This is a genomic window from Lentzea terrae (genome assembly GCF_003265345.1).
In the GTDB taxonomy this organism is placed as follows: Bacteria; Actinomycetota; Actinomycetes; order Mycobacteriales; family Pseudonocardiaceae; genus Lentzea; species Lentzea terrae.
Genome location: NZ_QFWW01000001.1, coordinates 640,220 through 656,773, shown reverse-complemented (window position 1 = coordinate 656,773; position 16,554 = coordinate 640,220). Strand labels below are relative to the sequence as shown.

Sequence of the window (16,554 nt, the reverse complement as noted above, 5' to 3'; positions counted from 1 at the left end):
CGTTGTCCGTGCCGCAGCAGGAGAGTGCATCGCATGACCGGCTACTCGCGAGGAGCTTCCAAGCCTTCCCGCCCCAGCAGGCCGCACCCGCCGCGGCGGCGGACCGGGCCCTCCCGGCCGCCTGTGGAGGACCCGGCTCGGCTTGCCGCGTTGGAGACGTTGCGGGCGGTGCGCCAGCGCGATGCGTACGCGAACCTCGTGCTGCCGCAGCTGTTGCGCGAGCGTCGCATCACTGGCCGTGATGCTGCGCTGGCGACTGAGCTCACCTACGGTGCGGCGCGGGCACAGGGGTTGCTCGACGCCGTCATCGAGGCGTGTTCCGACCGGCCGTTGTCCGAAGTGGACGGATCGGCGCTCGACGCGTTGCGGCTCGGTGCGTATCAGCTGCTGCGCACGCGGATTCCGTCGCACGCGGCGGTGGCCTCCACCGTCGACCTCGTGCGGGCCGAGCTCGGCTCCGGGATCGCCGGCTTCGTCAACGCCGTCCTGCGCCGGGTCGCCGAGCAGGACGAGGCCGCCTGGGTCGACGAGCTCGCGCCCGACCCGGACACCGACCCGATCGGCAACCTCGCCTTCACCCACGCCCACCCGCGCTGGATCGCGCAGGCGTTCGCGGAGGCCCTCGGCAGCCGCGAGGAGCCGCTGAAGCGCGCCCTCGAGGCGGACGACGCTCGGCCCGCCGTGCACCTGGTGGCACGTCCTGGCGAGGTGAGCGCCGATGAGCTCGCCGCCATCACTGGTGGTGATGTGGCGCCCTACTCGCCTTACGGCGTGCACCTGGAGGCCGGGGCGGGCGACCCGGGCGATCTCGAGCCCGTCCGGGAACGCCTCGCCCACGTCCAGGACGAGGGCAGCCAGCTGTGCGCACTTGCCCTCACACGCGCGTCCCTAGAGGGCACGGACGACCGCTGGCTGGACCTCTGCGCCGGCCCTGGCGGCAAGGCCGCGCTGCTCGCCGCACTGGTCGGCCTCGACGGTGGCGAGCTGATCGCCGTCGAGAAGGCACCCCACCGCGCGGAGCTCGTGCGCAAGATCACCTCAGGCCTGCCGGTGACCGTGCACGTGGCCGACGGCCGCGAGACCGACTTCGTCGAAGGAGCGTTCGACCGGGTTCTGGTCGACGCGCCCTGCACCGGTCTCGGTGCACTGCGCAGGCGCCCGGAGGCGCGGTGGAGGCGCCAGCCCGCCGACGTCGGCACGCTCACGAAGCTGCAGCGGGAGCTGCTCACCGAGGCGTTGCGACTGGTGCGTCCTGGCGGCGTGGTCGCTTATGTCGTGTGCTCACCTCATCTCTCTGAGACCGTCGGGGTGGTGACGGACGTCGCGCGGCGGACGGGGGCCGAAGTGCTCGACACGCGGGACCTCTTCCCGGGAGTTCCGGACCTCGGGGAAGGGCCGCACGTCCAGCTCTGGCCTCATCTGCACGGCACCGACGCGATGTTCTGCTCGGTGCTGCGACGCCCTGTTCGAGCGCTCGGGAAGGACGCTAGCGACGGGGTCTGACAGGTTCTGGACCCTGTCGTCGTCCTTAGGGTGCAACGGTTGCGGAGTTCACTTGTTCGGGTGACCGCAGGGCGGCGGCGGGGTCAGGCAATTCCGCGACGGTGACGAATCGGGTGCCTTCTGCGATGTTGTTCCCGTGACTGTGGCACGAGTCGTGTTGACGCTGACGTGCGTGGCGGTGGCTGGCCTGGCCGGCTGGTTCGCCGTCGCACGGTGGGAAGACGCCAACCGGGTGGCGACCGCGACGTCAGCCGTGTTCGCGGTAGCCGCCGTGGGCGTGGCCGTGTGGGTAGCCCTGCGCACGCCCGGCACCAGCGTTCGGGTCAAGGACACCGGCAGGGCGACGTCGACCGGCAGCGGCACGGCCAACACCGGGGTGATGGGCCCGGCGCAGGGAAACGTCGTGGTCGAACGCACCGGCGAGGCGACCTCGGGAGGGGCCGCGAACTCGGGCGTGCGATTTGACTGATCGCGGTCCCTCGCCGAGGCGCATCGACGTCTCCGGTACCGGTGCGGCGCATGCCGCCGGAGGTCTCGCCAACACGGGCGTGCTCATCGGGAACGTGACCATCGGTTCCCGGCCCGCGGTGCGAAGCCGCTACCTGGTGCAGGTCCGCCGGATCTTCTCGGGAGAGCTGGCCGGCCGCGTCCCCGAACTCCAGGCGTTGCGGGACTTCTGCACCGCGGACTCGGTACCGAGCCCCTACCGCTGGTTGCGCGCGCCCGCGTGGTCGGGCAAGTCGGCCCTGCTCGCGTGGTTCGTGCTGCACCCGCTGGAGAACGTGCGGATCGTGTCCTTCTTCATCACCGCCCGGCTGGCCGATCAGAACGACCGCAACGCTTTCATCACCGTCGTCATGGAACAGCTGCTGGAGTTCCTCGACGAGCCGATGCCGCCGTTTCTCACCGCTGCCAACCTGGAGGTCCACCTCCTCGGTCTGCTGGAGGACGCGGCCGCGGCCTGCCGGGAACGCGGTGAGCGCCTGGTCCTCGTGGTCGACGGTCTGGATGAGGATCGCGGTGTGCACACCGGGTCTGATTCGCACAGCATCGCCAAGCTGCTGCCGCTGGCCCCCGTACACGGCATGCGCGTCATCGTGTCCGGACGGCCCAATCCACCGATCCCCGCCGACGTGCCGCACGACCACCCGTTGCGCGACCCGAGCAGCGTGGTGGAGCTCGTGCCGTCCCCGCACGCCGAAGCGGTTCGCGAGGACATGGTCAACGACCTGAACGAACTCCTGCGCGGCGGCGGGACCGCGCACGACCTGCTCGGCCTGGTGACCGCCGCCGGCGGTGGCCTCACCGCCGCCGACCTGGTCGCGCTGACCGGAGCGAAGCTGTCGGAGGTCGAGGGGTACCTGGAAACGGTGTCCGGCCGCAGCTTCGCGGCACGTCCCGGCCACTTCACGCCGGACGCGGCGGATGTCTACCTGCTGGCCCACGAAGAGCTTCAGCGCAGAGCGGAGGACAGGCTGCGCAAGGACAAGGAGCTCGACGGCTACCGGGACGATCTGCACTCCTGGGCGGACCGCTGGCAGCGGGAACGCTGGCCCGAGGACACGCCCGAATACCTGCTGCGCGGCTACTACAACATGCTGAGCGCCAGCGGGGACGTCCGCCGCATGGTCTCCATGGCCACCGACGCGGCCCGGCAGGACCGGCTGCTGGCCGTGTCCGGCGGCGACGCCCTCGCCCTGGCGGAGATCACCACCGCGCAGCACGCGCTCGCCGAGGCCGACGATCCGGACCTCGTCTCCCTCGCTCGGCTGGCAGTGCACCGCGATCACCTGATCGAGTGCAATGCGACGACGTCCGCGGAACTTCCCGCGGTGCTGACGCTGCTGGGGCAGCACGGCCGGACGGAGGCAGTCATCGCGTCGATCGCCGACCCGTTCCGACGGTGCAACGCGGTGCTCGCGGTGTCCCAGGCACTTGCCGCGTCGGGCGACTCACTCGGCGCACACGGGACACGTGCGCGGGCAGAGTCGCTGGCAGTGCGGCAGTTGGAGCAGGTTCGCCAGTACGTCGCGATCAGGGCGATCGCGGACGTGCACGTGAAGCTCGGCGACATGCCCGCGGCGGTGGCTCTCGTACGCCAGATAACGGATGCCTACTACCGCGACATCGCGCTGGGACTGCTGGTGCCGACGATGACCGCCGAGCCGGACACCGCGCTGGAGGTGGCCCGGTCCATTTCGCGCTCGTCGACGCGAGGACAGGCGTTGCGGGCTCTCGTGACGCACCGGGTGTCCGCGCGCGAGGTCGAGGCGGCCGCCGAACTGGCGCAGGAGATCGACGACATCGAGCAGCGGTCCCTGGCGATGATCGAGGTCACCGTCGGTCGCGCCACGACCGACGTTTCGGAGCTCCGCCCTCAACAGCAGGTCGCGGTGCTCGTCTACCACGCTCGGTGCCTTGGCCGCTCGGGTGATCGTGCGCAGGCTCTGGCGAAAGCCGAAGTGGCCGCCGAAGTCGCACAATCCATCTCGCTGCCGAACATCCGGGACATCGCGGTCGAGTCGGTGGTGTCGGTGCTGGCCGGGCTCGGCGAGCTGGACTCGGCCGAGAACCTGGCACGTGGCATCGGAAACCCGGGCCAGCGCGGCATGGCGTTGCGCTCCGTGGTGACCGCGGCCGTCGGCGACCGGCAGCGCGCACTGGCCGTCGCGAACTCGATCGACGAACCGTTACAGCAGATGCGCGCGCTGTCCTCGTTGGCGGAAACGCTCGTCAGATCGGGAGACGCAGCGGCAGCGGACCAGCTGCGCTCCCGTGCCGTCGACCTCACCGGCGCTATTTCCGATCCTGTGGCGCGCACCAACGCACTGGCCGTGCTGGTCGGCGTGATGGTGCGGATCGGCGACACGGGCGCTGCCTGCGAGCTGATCGCCGACGCGGCCGCGGTCGCACGTGGTGTTGCTGACCCAGTCCGCCAAGGTGAGCTGTTGTGGCTGTTGGTGCTCCGGCTCGCCAAACTCGATCAGCGCGCGGCCGAGGCGCTGGCCACGTCCACACCGCACACCGGTCACCGCGTGGCCGCGACGACCTTCCTGGCACACGAGGCCGCGAGATCAGGTGATCTGGCTCGGGCAACCAGACTGGCCGCGACGGCACAGGCGGTGTCGCGTGCCTTGGCCGAGCCGACGCGACTGGGCGAAGCCCTGGCCTGCCTGGCGTCAGCCGCGGCCAGGCAAGGCCACGTGGATCAGGCGGCGCGGATCATCGACCACATCACCGAACCGGCGTGTACGGTCCGCCCCCTCGTCGTGCTCGGCGAGGTGGTCGGTGCGCAGGACCGCGACAAAGGGCTGGGCATCGTCGAACGAGCCGCCGCCGCGCTGGAGGGCGTGGCAGACGACGAACTCAGGCTTGTCGTCAACGCTTTCGTCAAGCTGGGCGAGCCGGATCGTGCTGCCGAGGTCGGCGCGTCGATGCCGTACAGCCGCCCTCGACACCACGTGCTGTGGCGTGCCGTCGAGGCTGTCGCGTCTCAAGGGCGGCTGGCCGCGGCGAGGGACATGCTCCGGCGCTTCGGTGGTGATTCGAGCAGCGGTGAGGCGTTCGCGATGCTGGCCAGGCTCGCGCAGCAGCACGGCGAGGAGGCGCTCGTCGACGAGCTGGTGGAGGAAGCCGAGGCGGTCGCCCGAACAGTCTCCGACCCACATTTGCGAGACACGGCGATGTGGGATGTCGCCACCAGGATGGCGGAGGTCGGGCGCTTCGATCGAGCCGAGACGCTGGCCCGCGCTGTTCAGGGCGACTCGGCGAGGAACGCCGTGCTGGCCGCCGTCGCCGCGAGGCACAGCAGCCGCGGGAACGTGAGCAGAGCGGTGGAAATCCTGCGATCCCTACCCGCGGGGCGCTTGGTCGACTTCGAACTGAGGTCCACATGCTGGCGGCTCTGGCGCAAGAGCCGTGCAGACGCTGTCCTCGTTGCAGAGTTCATCGTGGATTGTCGGCAGCGTGCGCTGACGTTCGTGGATCTCGCGAATCGGGCGTCGGAGCAGAGTCTGTCAGAAGCGGCGGAACTGATCGAACGAGCTGTCGAGGTCTCTCGATCGATCGCTGACGCCGGTGACAGGGCCGAAGCGCTGGTCAAGGCCGCCGCGCAGATGAAGGCGGTCGGACAGGTCGCTCGCGCGGCCGAGACCGCTGACGACGCGGTGACGATCGCGCGGGGCGAACCCGACGAGTCGAAGCGTTCCTGGGCACTCGTCCGCGTCGCGGAGGTGCTCGCCGAGGAACTGGACGAAGTCGCCCTCGCCGTCGACGTCGCGGGCTCCTGCGGGTCGTTGCGACGGCAGGGCCGAACCCTGACGAGGATCGGCGCTCATCTGCAGTGGCGGGGACGGTTCGACACCGCTGAGGAGGTCGTGCAGGCGATCACCGACCACGGACATCGGGCGGACGGATTTCTCGAACTGGCACGCAGCGGCAGGGCAAACCCGAGGAAGGAAGCCCTCCTCGACCTCTCGGAGACGGCCGCGGCCGAGATCGACGAACCAGCGCGGCGAGGCGGGGTGCTGCGGGCGATCGCGGCAGCGGTCCAGGACCCGGGGCGGGCACGCCGGCTGGCCGCTCAGGCGTTGCTCCTCGACCGGTGGCGGTTGGCGGCGGACCTCCTGGCCGAGATCGAACCGGACCTGCTCGAAACGATCGTCGCCGAGCTGCCGATCGTGACGAACCGGCCGACCTAGGATCGTCCACATGACACGTGGGCTGCTCGGACTGGTCGCAAGTGGCTGCGGCGGCGTCGAATCCTGGTTCCGCACAGACCTCGCCGAACCGGCCAGACAACGCGGCTGGCGCCTGGCCATCACCCTCACGCCGACGGTCGTCCCGTGGTTCGCAGAGGCGAACGAGCTGGAGAAGCTCCAGGCCCTCACCGACCTCGAGATCCGCTGGAACCCGCGCCTGCCGAGCCAGCCCAAGCCCTACCCGACCCCGGACGCGTTCATCTTCGCCCCCGCCAGCGCGAACTCGGTCGCCAAGCTGGCGCTGGGCATCGGCGACAACCAGGCGCTGACCGCGTTGAACGAGGCGATCGGCGTGGAGAACTGCAAGGTCGTCGTCATGCCCCAGGCCAGCGAGGACAAGCGCCGCCACCCGATGTGGCAGTCGCACGTGACGACGCTCACGAACGCCGGAGTGGTGGTCACGGACGAGGCTCCCGGCAGGCTGCTCGACCTGCTGGACACCTAGACTTCACCCTTGTGGTCCACACGCCGATGATCGCCCCCAGCATCCTGTCCGCCGACTTCGCGCGCCTCGCCGACGAGCTCGCCGCGGTGCCCACGTCGGACTGGATCCACGTCGACGTGATGGACAACCACTTCGTGCCGAACCTGACGCTCGGCCTGCCCGTGGTGAAGTCGCTGCTCAAGGTCACCGACATCCCGATCGACTGCCACCTGATGATCGAGGACCCGGACCGCTGGGCCATCGGGTACGCCGAGGCCGGCGCCTACAACGTGACCGTGCACGTCGAGGCCGCCAACGACCCGGTCAAGCTCGCGAAGAACCTCAAGGCCGCGGGCAGCAAGGCCGGTCTCAGCATCAAGCCCGGCACGCCGCTGGAGCCGTACGTCGACGTGCTCAAGCATTACGACACGCTGCTGGTGATGTCGGTCGAGCCGGGCTTCGGCGGCCAGAGCTTCATGGCCGACGTGCTCGACAAGGTCAGGACTGCCCGCCACCTCGTCGACACCGGGCACCTCAAGCTGATCGTGGAGATCGACGGCGGCATCAACGCCGACACCATCGACCAGGCCGCGCAGGCCGGGGTGGACTGCTTCGTCGCCGGGTCCGCCGTGTACGACGCCGCCGACCCCGGCAAGGCCGTTGAAGCACTGCGCGCCCAGGCTGCCCGGGCCCAGTCAGCCGGAACCCCGTGACGCCCGAGGACGCGATGGTGCTCGCCATCGCGGAGAGCGAACGGGTGCGGGGCACCACGAGCCCCAACCCGCCGGTCGGCTGCGTCATCCTGGACGAACACGGCAAGGCGGTCGGGTTCGGCGGCACCCAGCCGCCCGGTGGCCCGCACGCCGAGGTCATGGCGCTCAAGGAAGCCGGGACGAAGGCCAGGGGCGGCACGGCCGTGGTCACGCTCGAGCCGTGCTCGCACTTCGGTCGCACGCCACCGTGCACCGAAGCGCTCCAGGAAGCCGGTATCAAGCACGTCATCCACGCCGTCAGCGACCCGGACCCGAAAGCGGCGGGCGGCGCGCGTCGTCTCGAAGACGCCGGCATCACGGTCGAGAGTGGTCTACTCGCTGATGAGGTCAGCAAGGGCCCACTGCGCGCGTGGCTGCACTACACGCGCACGGGACGTCCACACGTCACGTGGAAGTACGCGGCGTCGTTGGACGGCCGGATCGCGGCCCGAGACGGCACCAGCCAGTGGATCAGCTCGCAGACCTCCCGCAAGGAGGTGCACGCGATGCGCGCGAAGCTCGACGCCATCATCGTCGGTACGAACACGGTCAGGAAGGACGACCCGGCGCTCACGGCCAGGGACGACGACGGAATGCCGTTGCCCCGCCAGCCGTTGCCGGTGGTCGTGGGCAAGAGCGACCTGCCGGCCGGGGCCAAGCTCCGGCACACCGCGCTGCACGTGCGCACGCACGACCCGGACGAGGTCCTGACCGCGCTCGCCGAGCGCGGGATCGTCGACGTGCTCCTGGAAGGCGGTCCAACCGTGGCCGGCGCGTTCCTCAAAGCGGGCAGAATCGACCGCGTGCTCGCCTACCTCGCGCCCGCACTGCTCGGGGACGGCCCCGCGGCAGTGCTGGACGCGGGCGTGTCAACCATCACGGACGCTGTCCGGTTGACCGTGGAAGACGTCACCATGAGCGGACCGGACTTGCGGATCAGCGCGGTTCCGCAAACTTAGGAGGAGCGGTGTTCACCGGGATCGTCGAGGAACTCGGCCACGTGGTCGCGACGCAGGACCTGCCCGACGCGGCACGGTTGCGCATCGCCGGGCCGCTCGTGACCAGCGACGCCAAGCACGGCGACTCCATCGCGGTGAACGGCGTCTGCCTCACCGTCGTGGAGGTCGAGAACGGCACCTTCACCGCCGACGTGATGCGCGAGACGCTCGTGCGCAGCAGCCTCGCGAAGATCGCCGAGGGCGACAAGGTCAACCTGGAGCGCGCGGCCGCGGTCGGCCAGCGCCTCGGCGGCCACATCGTGCAGGGCCACGTCGACGGCACCGGCACGATTCTCGCGCGGGAGAAGGCCGAGCACTGGGAGATCGTCCACATCGGACTGCCGCCCCAGCTCGCCCGCTACGTCGTGGAGAAGGGCTCGATCACCGTCGACGGCGTGTCACTGACGGTCGTGAGCGTCTCGGAGGACCAGTTCTCCGTGAGCCTCATCCCGACCACGCTCGAGCTCACCACGCTCGGGCACCGCCTGCCGGGTTCCCACGTGAACCTGGAGGTCGACGTGCTGGCGAAGTACGTCGAACGACTGGCCGTCCCGCACCTGCGGGCCATTGCGGGCGAGGAGGCCCAGTGAGCAACTTCGCGGAAATCGAGCGGGCGATCAAGGACATCGCCGCCGGACGGCCCGTGGTCGTCGTGGACGACGAGGACCGCGAGAACGAGGGCGACCTGATCTTCGCCGCCGAGAAGGCGACGCCGGAGCTGCTCGCGTTCATGGTCCGCTACACGTCCGGGTACGTGTGCGTGGCGCTGACCGACTCCGACTGCGACCGCCTCGACCTGCCGCCGATGTACCACACGAACCAGGACCAGCGCGGCACCGCGTACACGGTCACGGTGGACGCGCGCGAGGGCATCAGCACCGGCATCTCGGCCGCCGACCGCGCCCGCACGATCCGGTTGCTCGCCGACCCGACCTCGAAGGCCAGCGACTTCAACCGGCCCGGCCACGTCGTTCCGCTGCGTGCCAGGGACGGCGGCGTGCTGCGGCGCCCCGGCCACACGGAGGCCTCCGTCGACCTCGCGCGTCTCGCGGGCATGGCGCCCGCGGGCGTGCTCTGCGAGATCGTGTCGCAGAAGGACGAGGGCGACATGGCCCGCCGCGACGAGCTCGAGGTGTTCGCGGCCGACCACGACCTCGCACTGATCACGATCGCCGACCTGATCGCGTACCGCCGCCGGGTCGAGACCCAGGTCGAACGCGTTGCCGAAGCCCGGATCCCGACCGCGCACGGCGTGTTCACCGCCGTCGGCTTCGACAGCCTGCTCGACGGCATCGAGCACGTGGCGCTGGTCTACGGCGAGATCGACGACGGCGAGGACGTGCTGGTGCGCGTGCACTCCGAGTGCCTCACCGGCGACGTCTTCGGCTCACTGCGTTGCGACTGCGGCCCGCAGCTCGACGCGGCGCTGGAAGCCGTTGCGGCACAAGGACGTGGCGTCGTCCTCTACATGCGCGGACACGAGGGCCGCGGCATCGGCCTGATGCACAAGCTGCAGGCCTACCAGCTGCAGGACCAGGGTGCGGACACCGTGGACGCGAACCTCGCGCTGGGCGTTCCGGCGGACGCGCGCGACTACGGCACGGGTGCGCAGATCCTCGTGGACCTCGGCATCAAGTCCATGCGGCTGCTCACGAACAACCCGGCCAAGCGCGTCGGTCTGGAGGCCGGATACGGTCTGCGGGTGCTCGACCGGGTGCCGCTGCCGATCTCCCCGAACCCGGAGAACCTGCGGTACCTGCGCACCAAGCGCGACCGGATGGGCCACGAGCTGCACCAGCTGGAGCAGTACGAGGCCGTTGTTTCCGCTACGGAGGACCAGGAATGAGTGGCGAGGGCCGTCCAGAGCAGACCCCGCTCGACGGCAAGGGCCTGAGCGTCGCGATCGCCGCGACGCGCTGGAACAGCAAGATCACCGACCAGCTCCTCGAGCGCGCCCTGAAGGCCGCCGAGGACGCCGGTTGCGCCGACACGACCGTCGTGCGCGTGGCGGGAGCGATCGAGCTTCCCGTTGTGGTGCAAGAGCTCGCGCGGCACCACGACGCGGTCGTCGCGCTGGGCGTCGTGATCCGCGGCGGCACCCCGCACTTCGAGTACGTGTGCGACTCGGTGACCGACGGCCTGACCCGCGTCGCCCTGGACGAGTCGACGCCGGTCGGCAACGGCGTGCTGACGTGCAACACCGAGGAACAGGCCGTGGCCCGCGCCGGCTGGCCGGACTCGGTGGAGGACAAGGGTTACGAGGCGACCGTGGCCGCGATCGACACCGCACTGGTGCTGCGCGGCCTGCGTCAGCCGTGGACCGAGCGGGGTTTCGAGTGACTGTCGTGGTGTTCCGTCCCAAGAAGATCCGCCGCGTCGCGTGGGCGTGCGCGGTCGGCCTCGTCGCCGTGTTCACCGTCGTCGGGCTGCTGCTGGGCCAGACCCCGACCGGCGTGATCTTCCGGACCTCCGACCAGGTCGCGATGATCCTCCTGGGCTTCCTGCTGGCGGGCGGGGTGCTGCTGCTGACCCGCCCGCGCGTCACCGCCGACGCCTCGGGTGTCGACGTGCGCAACGTCGTGACGTCCCACCACTTCGAGTGGAAGGACGTGCTCTCGGTGAGCTTCCCGGACGGTGCCGCGTGGGCCCGCCTGGAGCTGCCGGAGGACGAGTACATCTCGGTGATGGCCGTGCAGGCCGTCGACCGCGAGTACGCCGTGTCGTCCGTGCGTGCTTTGCGTGAGCTGCACAAGGCGGCCCAGAAGTAGACACAGAAGTAGCGATGAGTTTCGCCGGCTGAGGGAGTCTGCACGGACATGACACAACTCCTGCGAGTGCAGAACTTCGTGATCTCGAGCGACGGGATCGCGGCCGGCGAGGACCAGACCTTCGAGAACCCGTTCGGCCTCGACGTCCCGCCCATGGAGCTGTTCGCCTGGGCGGGCGCCACGGCGAGCTGGCCGAACCGCACCGAACCCGGTGGCAGCCGCGGTCTCGACGACTACTTCACGCGCGACTTCACGCACAACATCGGCGCCGAGATCATGGGCCGCAACAAGTTCGGGTTCCAGCGCGGGCCGTGGACCGACCACGAGTGGCAGGGCTGGTGGGGTGACGAACCGCCGTTCCACACGCCGGTGTTCGTGCTGACCCACCACCTGCGGCCGTCGTTCACGCTGGGCGAGACCACGTTCCACTTCGTCGACGACGAGCCGGCCGCGGTGCTCGACCAGGCGCGAGAGGCCGCGCAGGGCAAGGACGTGCGGCTCGGCGGCGGGGTCACCACGATCCGGGAGTTCCTCGACGCCGGTCTCGTCGACACGCTGCACGTGGCGGTCTCGCCGCTGAAGCTGGGCTCGGGGCTGCGGCTCTGGGAGTCGCCGGACGAGCTGCTCGACCGGTACCACCTGGACGTCGTGCCGAGCCCGAGCGGCGTGACGCACCACCTGTTCTGGCGCAAGTAGGTCAGGGGTGCCCGGTCCGGTAGAACATCTCGAACTGGATGCCGTCCGGGTCCTTGAACGTCAGCACTGACCCGTATTCGTTGTGCGCCACCGGTGTGAACGTGACGCCGTGCTCCTCGAAGTGCCGTTGCCACTCGTCGAGCTCGGCCGGGTCGTCGACCTTGAACCCGAGGTGGTCGAAACCGGTGCGCGCCGGGTCGAAGCGCTCGCCCTGGTTCGCGTCGTGCTGCTGGAACTCGATGATCGTCGCGGTCGGCGGGTGGATGAGCAGGATCCCCCGCCACCCGTCGCCCTGCACCCGGTCGATGTCCAACATGCCGAAGACCTCGCGCCACCACGCGGCGCTGCGTTCCGCGTCGCGGGCGGAGAACGAGATGTGGGAGACCTTCGAGAACGTCGGCATGGTCATCTCCTCCCTGGCGGGAGCATTATCCCGCCAGCAGCGCTCGCACGACGACGCCGGGGTTGAGCAGCACTGACGGCGCCTCGGCCCGCATCCCGAACGCGGCCAGCCTGCGGGCGATCCACGGGTCGGTGACCGCGGCGGTGCGGATCGCGCGCTGGAGGGCGTTCGGCGGGGTGGCGAGCGCGTCCTGGCGTCCGAGGTCGTCGTACTTGTCGATGAACCGGTGCGCACGGCGGTAGCGGCGCAACGCACGACCGAGGTCACCGCCGTCGCGCAGCGGTCCGGCGGTGCTGTCCGCGAGCCACGCCGCGCTGCGGAACGCCCACCCGCACCCCACGGCCGGCACGGGGTCTGATGCCGTGGCCGCGTCACCGATCAGGGCCAGCCACGGCCGCGGCACGGGATCACGCCGGACGCACGGGTAGTCGGTGGTGCCGACCAGGTTCGACACCCGGTGGGCGCCGTAGAGGGACGGGCCGTCGGGCAGCCGCGCGACGAACCCGTCGAACGCGGCGAGCCGGTCGTCCGCGAACTCGGCCAGGCGCTCCTTCGCCGGGAAGACGCCCACGAGCGTGAGGCCGTCGTCCGCCTGGACGCACACGGCGATGTCCGGGTCCAGCTGCCACACCTGGCCGTCTCCGGGGCCGTTCAGCTCCGCGCCCTCGTAGTAGGCCCAGAACAGGAAGCGCTCGTTCGGGGCGACGTCCTCGGGTACACCGGCAAGGCGCGCGACCGTCGAGTGGTGGCCGTCCGCACCGACGACGAGACGCGCGCGCAAGGTGGTCCCTGCGTCCGTGACGACTCCGTTCTCGACGAGGCCGGTGACGCGGTGTCCCATCAGGAGGTCCACGCCCGGCGTCGCGGCCGCGATCTCCCGCAGCAACGGGTCGAGCTTGCTGCGGCGCAGGCTGATCGCGGGCGGCACACCGTCGACCGGCTTGATCCAGCCGGCGTCCGTCCACACGCCCAGGCCGGTGGTGACGGCCGCGCCGCGGTCGAGCATGGGCTGCCAGAACCCGAGTCTGTGCAGCACGTCGTGCGTGCCGCCGAGGATGAAGTGCCCGCACAGGGTCTTGTGCGCCTGCGGGCTGCGGTGCCGTTCGAGCAACGCCACGCGCAGACCCGCGCGCCCGTACTGGGTCGCGGCGGTGCAGCCGGCGATGCTCGCTCCCACGATGATCACGTCGTAGTCCATGCCCAGGAGCGTGCGACTCGGTGTGCACCCGTGACATCGGTAGCGACTACCTAATCGACCTACCATCAGCGCGTGGGCGCAACCACGCTGGTGGAGCGTGACCGCGAGAGTGCCGCGCTGGCCTCGTGGTGGGACGAGGCCGCCGCCGGACACGGCCGGCTCGTGCTCGTCGGCGGTGACGCGGGAGCCGGCAAGACCGCGTTGCTCGCCGCGTTCGCAGGCCAGGTCCCCGGACGTCTGCTGCACGGCACCTGTGAACCGCTCACGACTCCGATACCGCTGGGCCCGCTGCGGGACATGGGACTGCGCGGCGACCCGGTGGAGATCAGGCAGTCGTTCCTCGACGAGCTGCGGGGGACCGCCACCCTGGTCGTGGTCGACGACGCGCAGTGGGCCGACGAGGGCACGCTCGACCTGCTGCGGTTCCTGGGGCGGCGCATCGAGCGGTGCCCTGCGATGGTCGTCGTGGCGTACCGGGAGGACGAGGTCGGCGTCCGGCATCCGCTGCGCGTGCTGGCTGGTGACCTGTCGACCGTGTCCGTGGTGCGGAGACTCAGCGTGCTACCGCTGTCACTCTCCGCAGTCGCTGCGTTGGCGAAGGGTTCTGGGGTCGATCCTGCCGAACTGCACCACCGCACGGGTGGCAACGCGTTCTTCGTGACCGAGGTGCTGTGCGATGGCGCCGTCACCGTGCCCGTCACGGTCCGTGACGCCGTGTTGGCCAGGTCCGCCCGGCTGACACCAGGTGCGCGCGAGGTGCTCGACGCGCTGGCTTGTCTCGGGCCTCGCGCCGCGCCGTGGGTGGTGGAGGCGGTGTCCGGTCGTCCGACCGCCGACCTCGACGAGTGCGCGGACCGCGGCCTGGTGGTCGCCGACCGCGGCCTGGTGTCGTTCCGGCACGAGCTCGCCCGAGTGGCGGTCGAGGAGGCGATCGCACCGGGTCGCGCCGCACAGCTGCACCGGCAGGCGCTGGCCGTGCTGGCCGCATGTCCGCCGGGAGAGGTGGAGCCCGCCCGGCTGGCCGGCCACGCGTTGCTCGCCCAGGACCGGACCGCGTTGCTCACCCACGCCCGTGCGGCCGCCGAGCAGGCGTCGACGTTGGGCGCGCACAAAGAAGCGGTCGCGCAACTGCGGCGTGCGTTGGACGTGTGTGGAGACGGCGCACTACGGGCGGAGTTGTTGGAAGGGCTCGGTCGGCAATGTCACCTGGCTGACGACCTGGAAAACGCACTGCGTTGGTGGCGCGAGGCCGTCGCGGCACGGACGTCGATCGGTGACCGGCGCGGCCAGGGCACGGCTCTGGTGGGCCTCGCGATCACCGCTCTGCACCTGGCGAGGGAGATCCCGCTCGGCGAACGGTCGAGCGAGCAGGCCGTCGAGGTGCTCAGCGGCCTGCCACCCGGTCCCGACTTCGCCCTCGCCTGTGCCGTGCGCGGGAAGTTCGCGGCGATGGGGTTCCGCAACGACGAGGCGATCGCGTGGGGAGAGCGTGCGGCCGTGGGCGAGAGTTCGCTCGTGCGCGCGTTGGCCGCCATGTCTATCGGTATCGGCCGTGCGCAGAACGGGGATCTGCGGGGCCTCGACCTCATCGCGGAGACGGTGCGGCTGGCCTGCGCGGCCGGTGCGTACGACGAGGCCGGGCTCGCCTACTTCTGGGCGCAGCTGATCTGCGTGACGCGGCGCTGGTACGAGCAGGCCGACCACTGGTACGCGGAGGCGATCGCGTTCACCGAGGACCACGGCCAGGAGGTCTGGCGTCAGTGGCTGCGCGCGTTCCGGGCCCGTGCCCTGCTCGATCGGGGGTGCTGGGACGAGGCCGAGTCGCTCGCCTCCGAGGTGCTGCGGTCGGCCGCCGTGGACGACGGCCGCACGATGATCAGCCTGGTGGTGCTGTGCACGCTGCGAGCCCGCCGGGGCGATCCGGACACACACGAGCTGTTCACGCGCGTGCGACCGGCCATGGTCAACGCGGAGCCCGTCGTCGGCTGGCTGGTCGGCGCGACCCGCGCACTGGCGGAAATCGCTTGGTACGCAGGCGATTTCGCCGAACTGCGCAACATCGTCACCGCTGCGCTGCCCACGGCGCGGGAACCGTGGCACCTTGGCGCGCTCGCCCATCTGCTGGCGCAGACCGGCGGCTCGGTGACCCTGGATGGTGTCGCTGAGCCGTATCGGTTGCAGCTCAACGGTTTTCACGAGGAGGCGGCACTGCGGTGGCGGCAGGTCGGCTGCCCGTACGAGGCGGCGCTCGCTCTGCTCGACAGCGGCGACGAACGGCTGCTGCGCGACGCTCTCGCCGAGTTCGACCGGCTGGGAGCCCGGCCGATGCGCGACGCCACCGCGAGCCGCCTGCGTCGCCACGGCGTTCGTGACATCCCGCGGCGGCCGAGCACCACCGGAGCGGACGGCCTCAGCGCGCGGGAACGCGAGGTGCTGACCCTGCTCGCCGACGGGCGGCGCAACACCGAGATCGCCGAGGAGCTGTTCCTGTCCCGCCGGACCGTCGAGCACCACGTCGCAGCCGTGCTGCGCAAGCTGCGGGTGCCGGACCGGGCGGAAGCGGCCAGGTACGCCCGCCGCAACGGGGTCTAGCGCCAGAGCCCCAGGATCGCGCCCGCCAGTGCGAGCCCGACGATGTGGTAGCCCGCGCTGATGGCCGCGAACGTCTTGGGGGCGGGCTTCGTCATGTCGAAGGTGCCGGTCACGAAGATCGCCGGAAGCGCGACGCCGACACCCACCACGAGTCCGAGCAGGATGCCTTTCATGATGTTGTCGGTGCCGGACGCGGCCGCGACCATCGCCGTCGCGAGCGTCGCGACGAAGCAGGTGGCCAGCGGCACGGCGTAGATGCCGGCGCCGTCGTTCTCCGGTGGGTTGAGATCCCAGCCGGCGGACCGCTGCCAGGCCCTGCCGAAGGCGAACTCCGCGTACCACAAGGCACCCAACGCGAAGTACGCGATCGTCGCGACGATCACGGCTAACCAGTTCAGGTCGCCGAGCACGGTCAAACTCATGAGGGTCTCCCGCGGTGATCAGGGTGACTTGGCATCGC

Annotated in this window: 15 protein-coding genes; 12 read left to right on the top strand and 3 right to left on the bottom strand. The window is 70.6% G+C overall.

Annotated features, from left to right (window positions below):
• Positions 1–33 precede the first annotated feature (33 nt).
• The 11 genes from DI276_RS02965 to DI276_RS02915 all read left to right on the top strand — a co-directional run bounded on the left by DI276_RS02965 (position 34) and on the right by DI276_RS02915 (position 11,901).
• The gene (locus tag DI276_RS02965) at positions 34–1,503 is read left to right on the top strand and encodes an RsmB/NOP family class I SAM-dependent RNA methyltransferase (RefSeq protein ID WP_112261656.1); all 1,470 of its coding nucleotides are present in this window, start codon (positions 34–36) and stop codon (positions 1,501–1,503) included.
• A 136-nt stretch (positions 1,504–1,639) separates the two neighbouring features.
• Complete coding sequence (locus DI276_RS02960; RefSeq protein ID WP_198680418.1) at positions 1,640–1,972, top strand: hypothetical protein; 333 nt, start codon at positions 1,640–1,642, stop codon at positions 1,970–1,972.
• The gene (locus DI276_RS02955) at positions 1,965–6,203 is read left to right on the top strand and encodes a hypothetical protein (RefSeq protein WP_157984484.1); all 4,239 of its coding nucleotides are present in this window, start codon (positions 1,965–1,967) and stop codon (positions 6,201–6,203) included. Before DI276_RS02960 ends, DI276_RS02955 begins: the two co-directional genes overlap by 8 nt.
• Before the next feature lie 10 nt (positions 6,204–6,213).
• Positions 6,214–6,708: a flavoprotein gene (locus tag DI276_RS02950; RefSeq protein WP_112261653.1), complete on the top strand. Its 495-nt coding sequence runs from the start codon at positions 6,214–6,216 to the stop codon at positions 6,706–6,708.
• A gap of 26 nt (positions 6,709–6,734) precedes the next feature.
• Positions 6,735–7,400, top strand: a complete 666-nt coding sequence (rpe, locus tag DI276_RS02945; protein ID WP_112261763.1) for a ribulose-phosphate 3-epimerase — start codon at positions 6,735–6,737, stop codon at positions 7,398–7,400.
• A 14-nt stretch (positions 7,401–7,414) separates the two neighbouring features.
• Positions 7,415–8,398, top strand: coding sequence for a bifunctional diaminohydroxyphosphoribosylaminopyrimidine deaminase/5-amino-6-(5-phosphoribosylamino)uracil reductase RibD (gene ribD, locus DI276_RS02940; protein WP_112261764.1), 984 nt, complete (start codon positions 7,415–7,417; stop codon positions 8,396–8,398).
• Between the two features lie 8 nt (positions 8,399–8,406).
• Positions 8,407–9,027: a riboflavin synthase gene (locus DI276_RS02935; RefSeq protein WP_112261652.1), complete on the top strand. Its 621-nt coding sequence runs from the start codon at positions 8,407–8,409 to the stop codon at positions 9,025–9,027.
• Complete coding sequence (locus DI276_RS02930; RefSeq protein ID WP_112261651.1) at positions 9,024–10,283, top strand: bifunctional 3,4-dihydroxy-2-butanone-4-phosphate synthase/GTP cyclohydrolase II; 1,260 nt, start codon at positions 9,024–9,026, stop codon at positions 10,281–10,283. The genes DI276_RS02935 and DI276_RS02930 overlap by 4 nt, the downstream gene beginning before the upstream one ends.
• Positions 10,280–10,777, top strand: a complete 498-nt coding sequence (gene ribH, locus DI276_RS02925; protein ID WP_112261650.1) for a 6,7-dimethyl-8-ribityllumazine synthase — start codon at positions 10,280–10,282, stop codon at positions 10,775–10,777. Before DI276_RS02930 ends, ribH begins: the two co-directional genes overlap by 4 nt.
• Positions 10,774–11,205: a PH domain-containing protein gene (locus DI276_RS02920; protein WP_232836405.1), complete on the top strand. Its 432-nt coding sequence runs from the start codon at positions 10,774–10,776 to the stop codon at positions 11,203–11,205. Before ribH ends, DI276_RS02920 begins: the two co-directional genes overlap by 4 nt.
• Before the next feature lie 48 nt (positions 11,206–11,253).
• Positions 11,254–11,901: a dihydrofolate reductase family protein gene (locus tag DI276_RS02915; protein WP_112261648.1), complete on the top strand. Its 648-nt coding sequence runs from the start codon at positions 11,254–11,256 to the stop codon at positions 11,899–11,901.
• A gap of 1 nt (position 11,902) precedes the next feature.
• On the opposite strand, the gene DI276_RS02910 is transcribed toward DI276_RS02915, so the two are convergent.
• Together DI276_RS02910 and DI276_RS02905 are read right to left on the bottom strand one after the other, a co-directional pair.
• The gene (locus tag DI276_RS02910; RefSeq protein ID WP_157984483.1) at positions 11,903–12,304 is read right to left on the bottom strand and encodes a VOC family protein; all 402 of its coding nucleotides are present in this window, start codon (positions 12,302–12,304) and stop codon (positions 11,903–11,905) included.
• A gap of 25 nt (positions 12,305–12,329) precedes the next feature.
• On the bottom strand, positions 12,330–13,502 hold the full coding sequence (locus DI276_RS02905; protein ID WP_157984482.1) for an NAD(P)/FAD-dependent oxidoreductase: 1,173 nt from the start codon (positions 13,500–13,502) through the stop codon (positions 12,330–12,332).
• Positions 13,503–13,574: 72 nt separating this feature from the next.
• Between DI276_RS02905 and DI276_RS02900 the strand changes: the two genes are divergently transcribed.
• Positions 13,575–16,094 carry an ATP-binding protein gene (locus DI276_RS02900; RefSeq protein WP_112261645.1) on the top strand — a complete coding sequence of 840 codons (2,520 nt, stop codon included), beginning with the start codon at positions 13,575–13,577 and terminating at the stop codon, positions 16,092–16,094.
• Here DI276_RS02900 and DI276_RS02895 read toward each other — a convergent pair.
• The gene (locus tag DI276_RS02895) at positions 16,091–16,516 is read right to left on the bottom strand and encodes a DUF1761 domain-containing protein (RefSeq protein WP_112261644.1); all 426 of its coding nucleotides are present in this window, start codon (positions 16,514–16,516) and stop codon (positions 16,091–16,093) included. The two genes, DI276_RS02900 and DI276_RS02895, sit on opposite strands and share 4 nt — an antisense overlap.
• Positions 16,517–16,554: the final 38 nt, after the last annotated feature.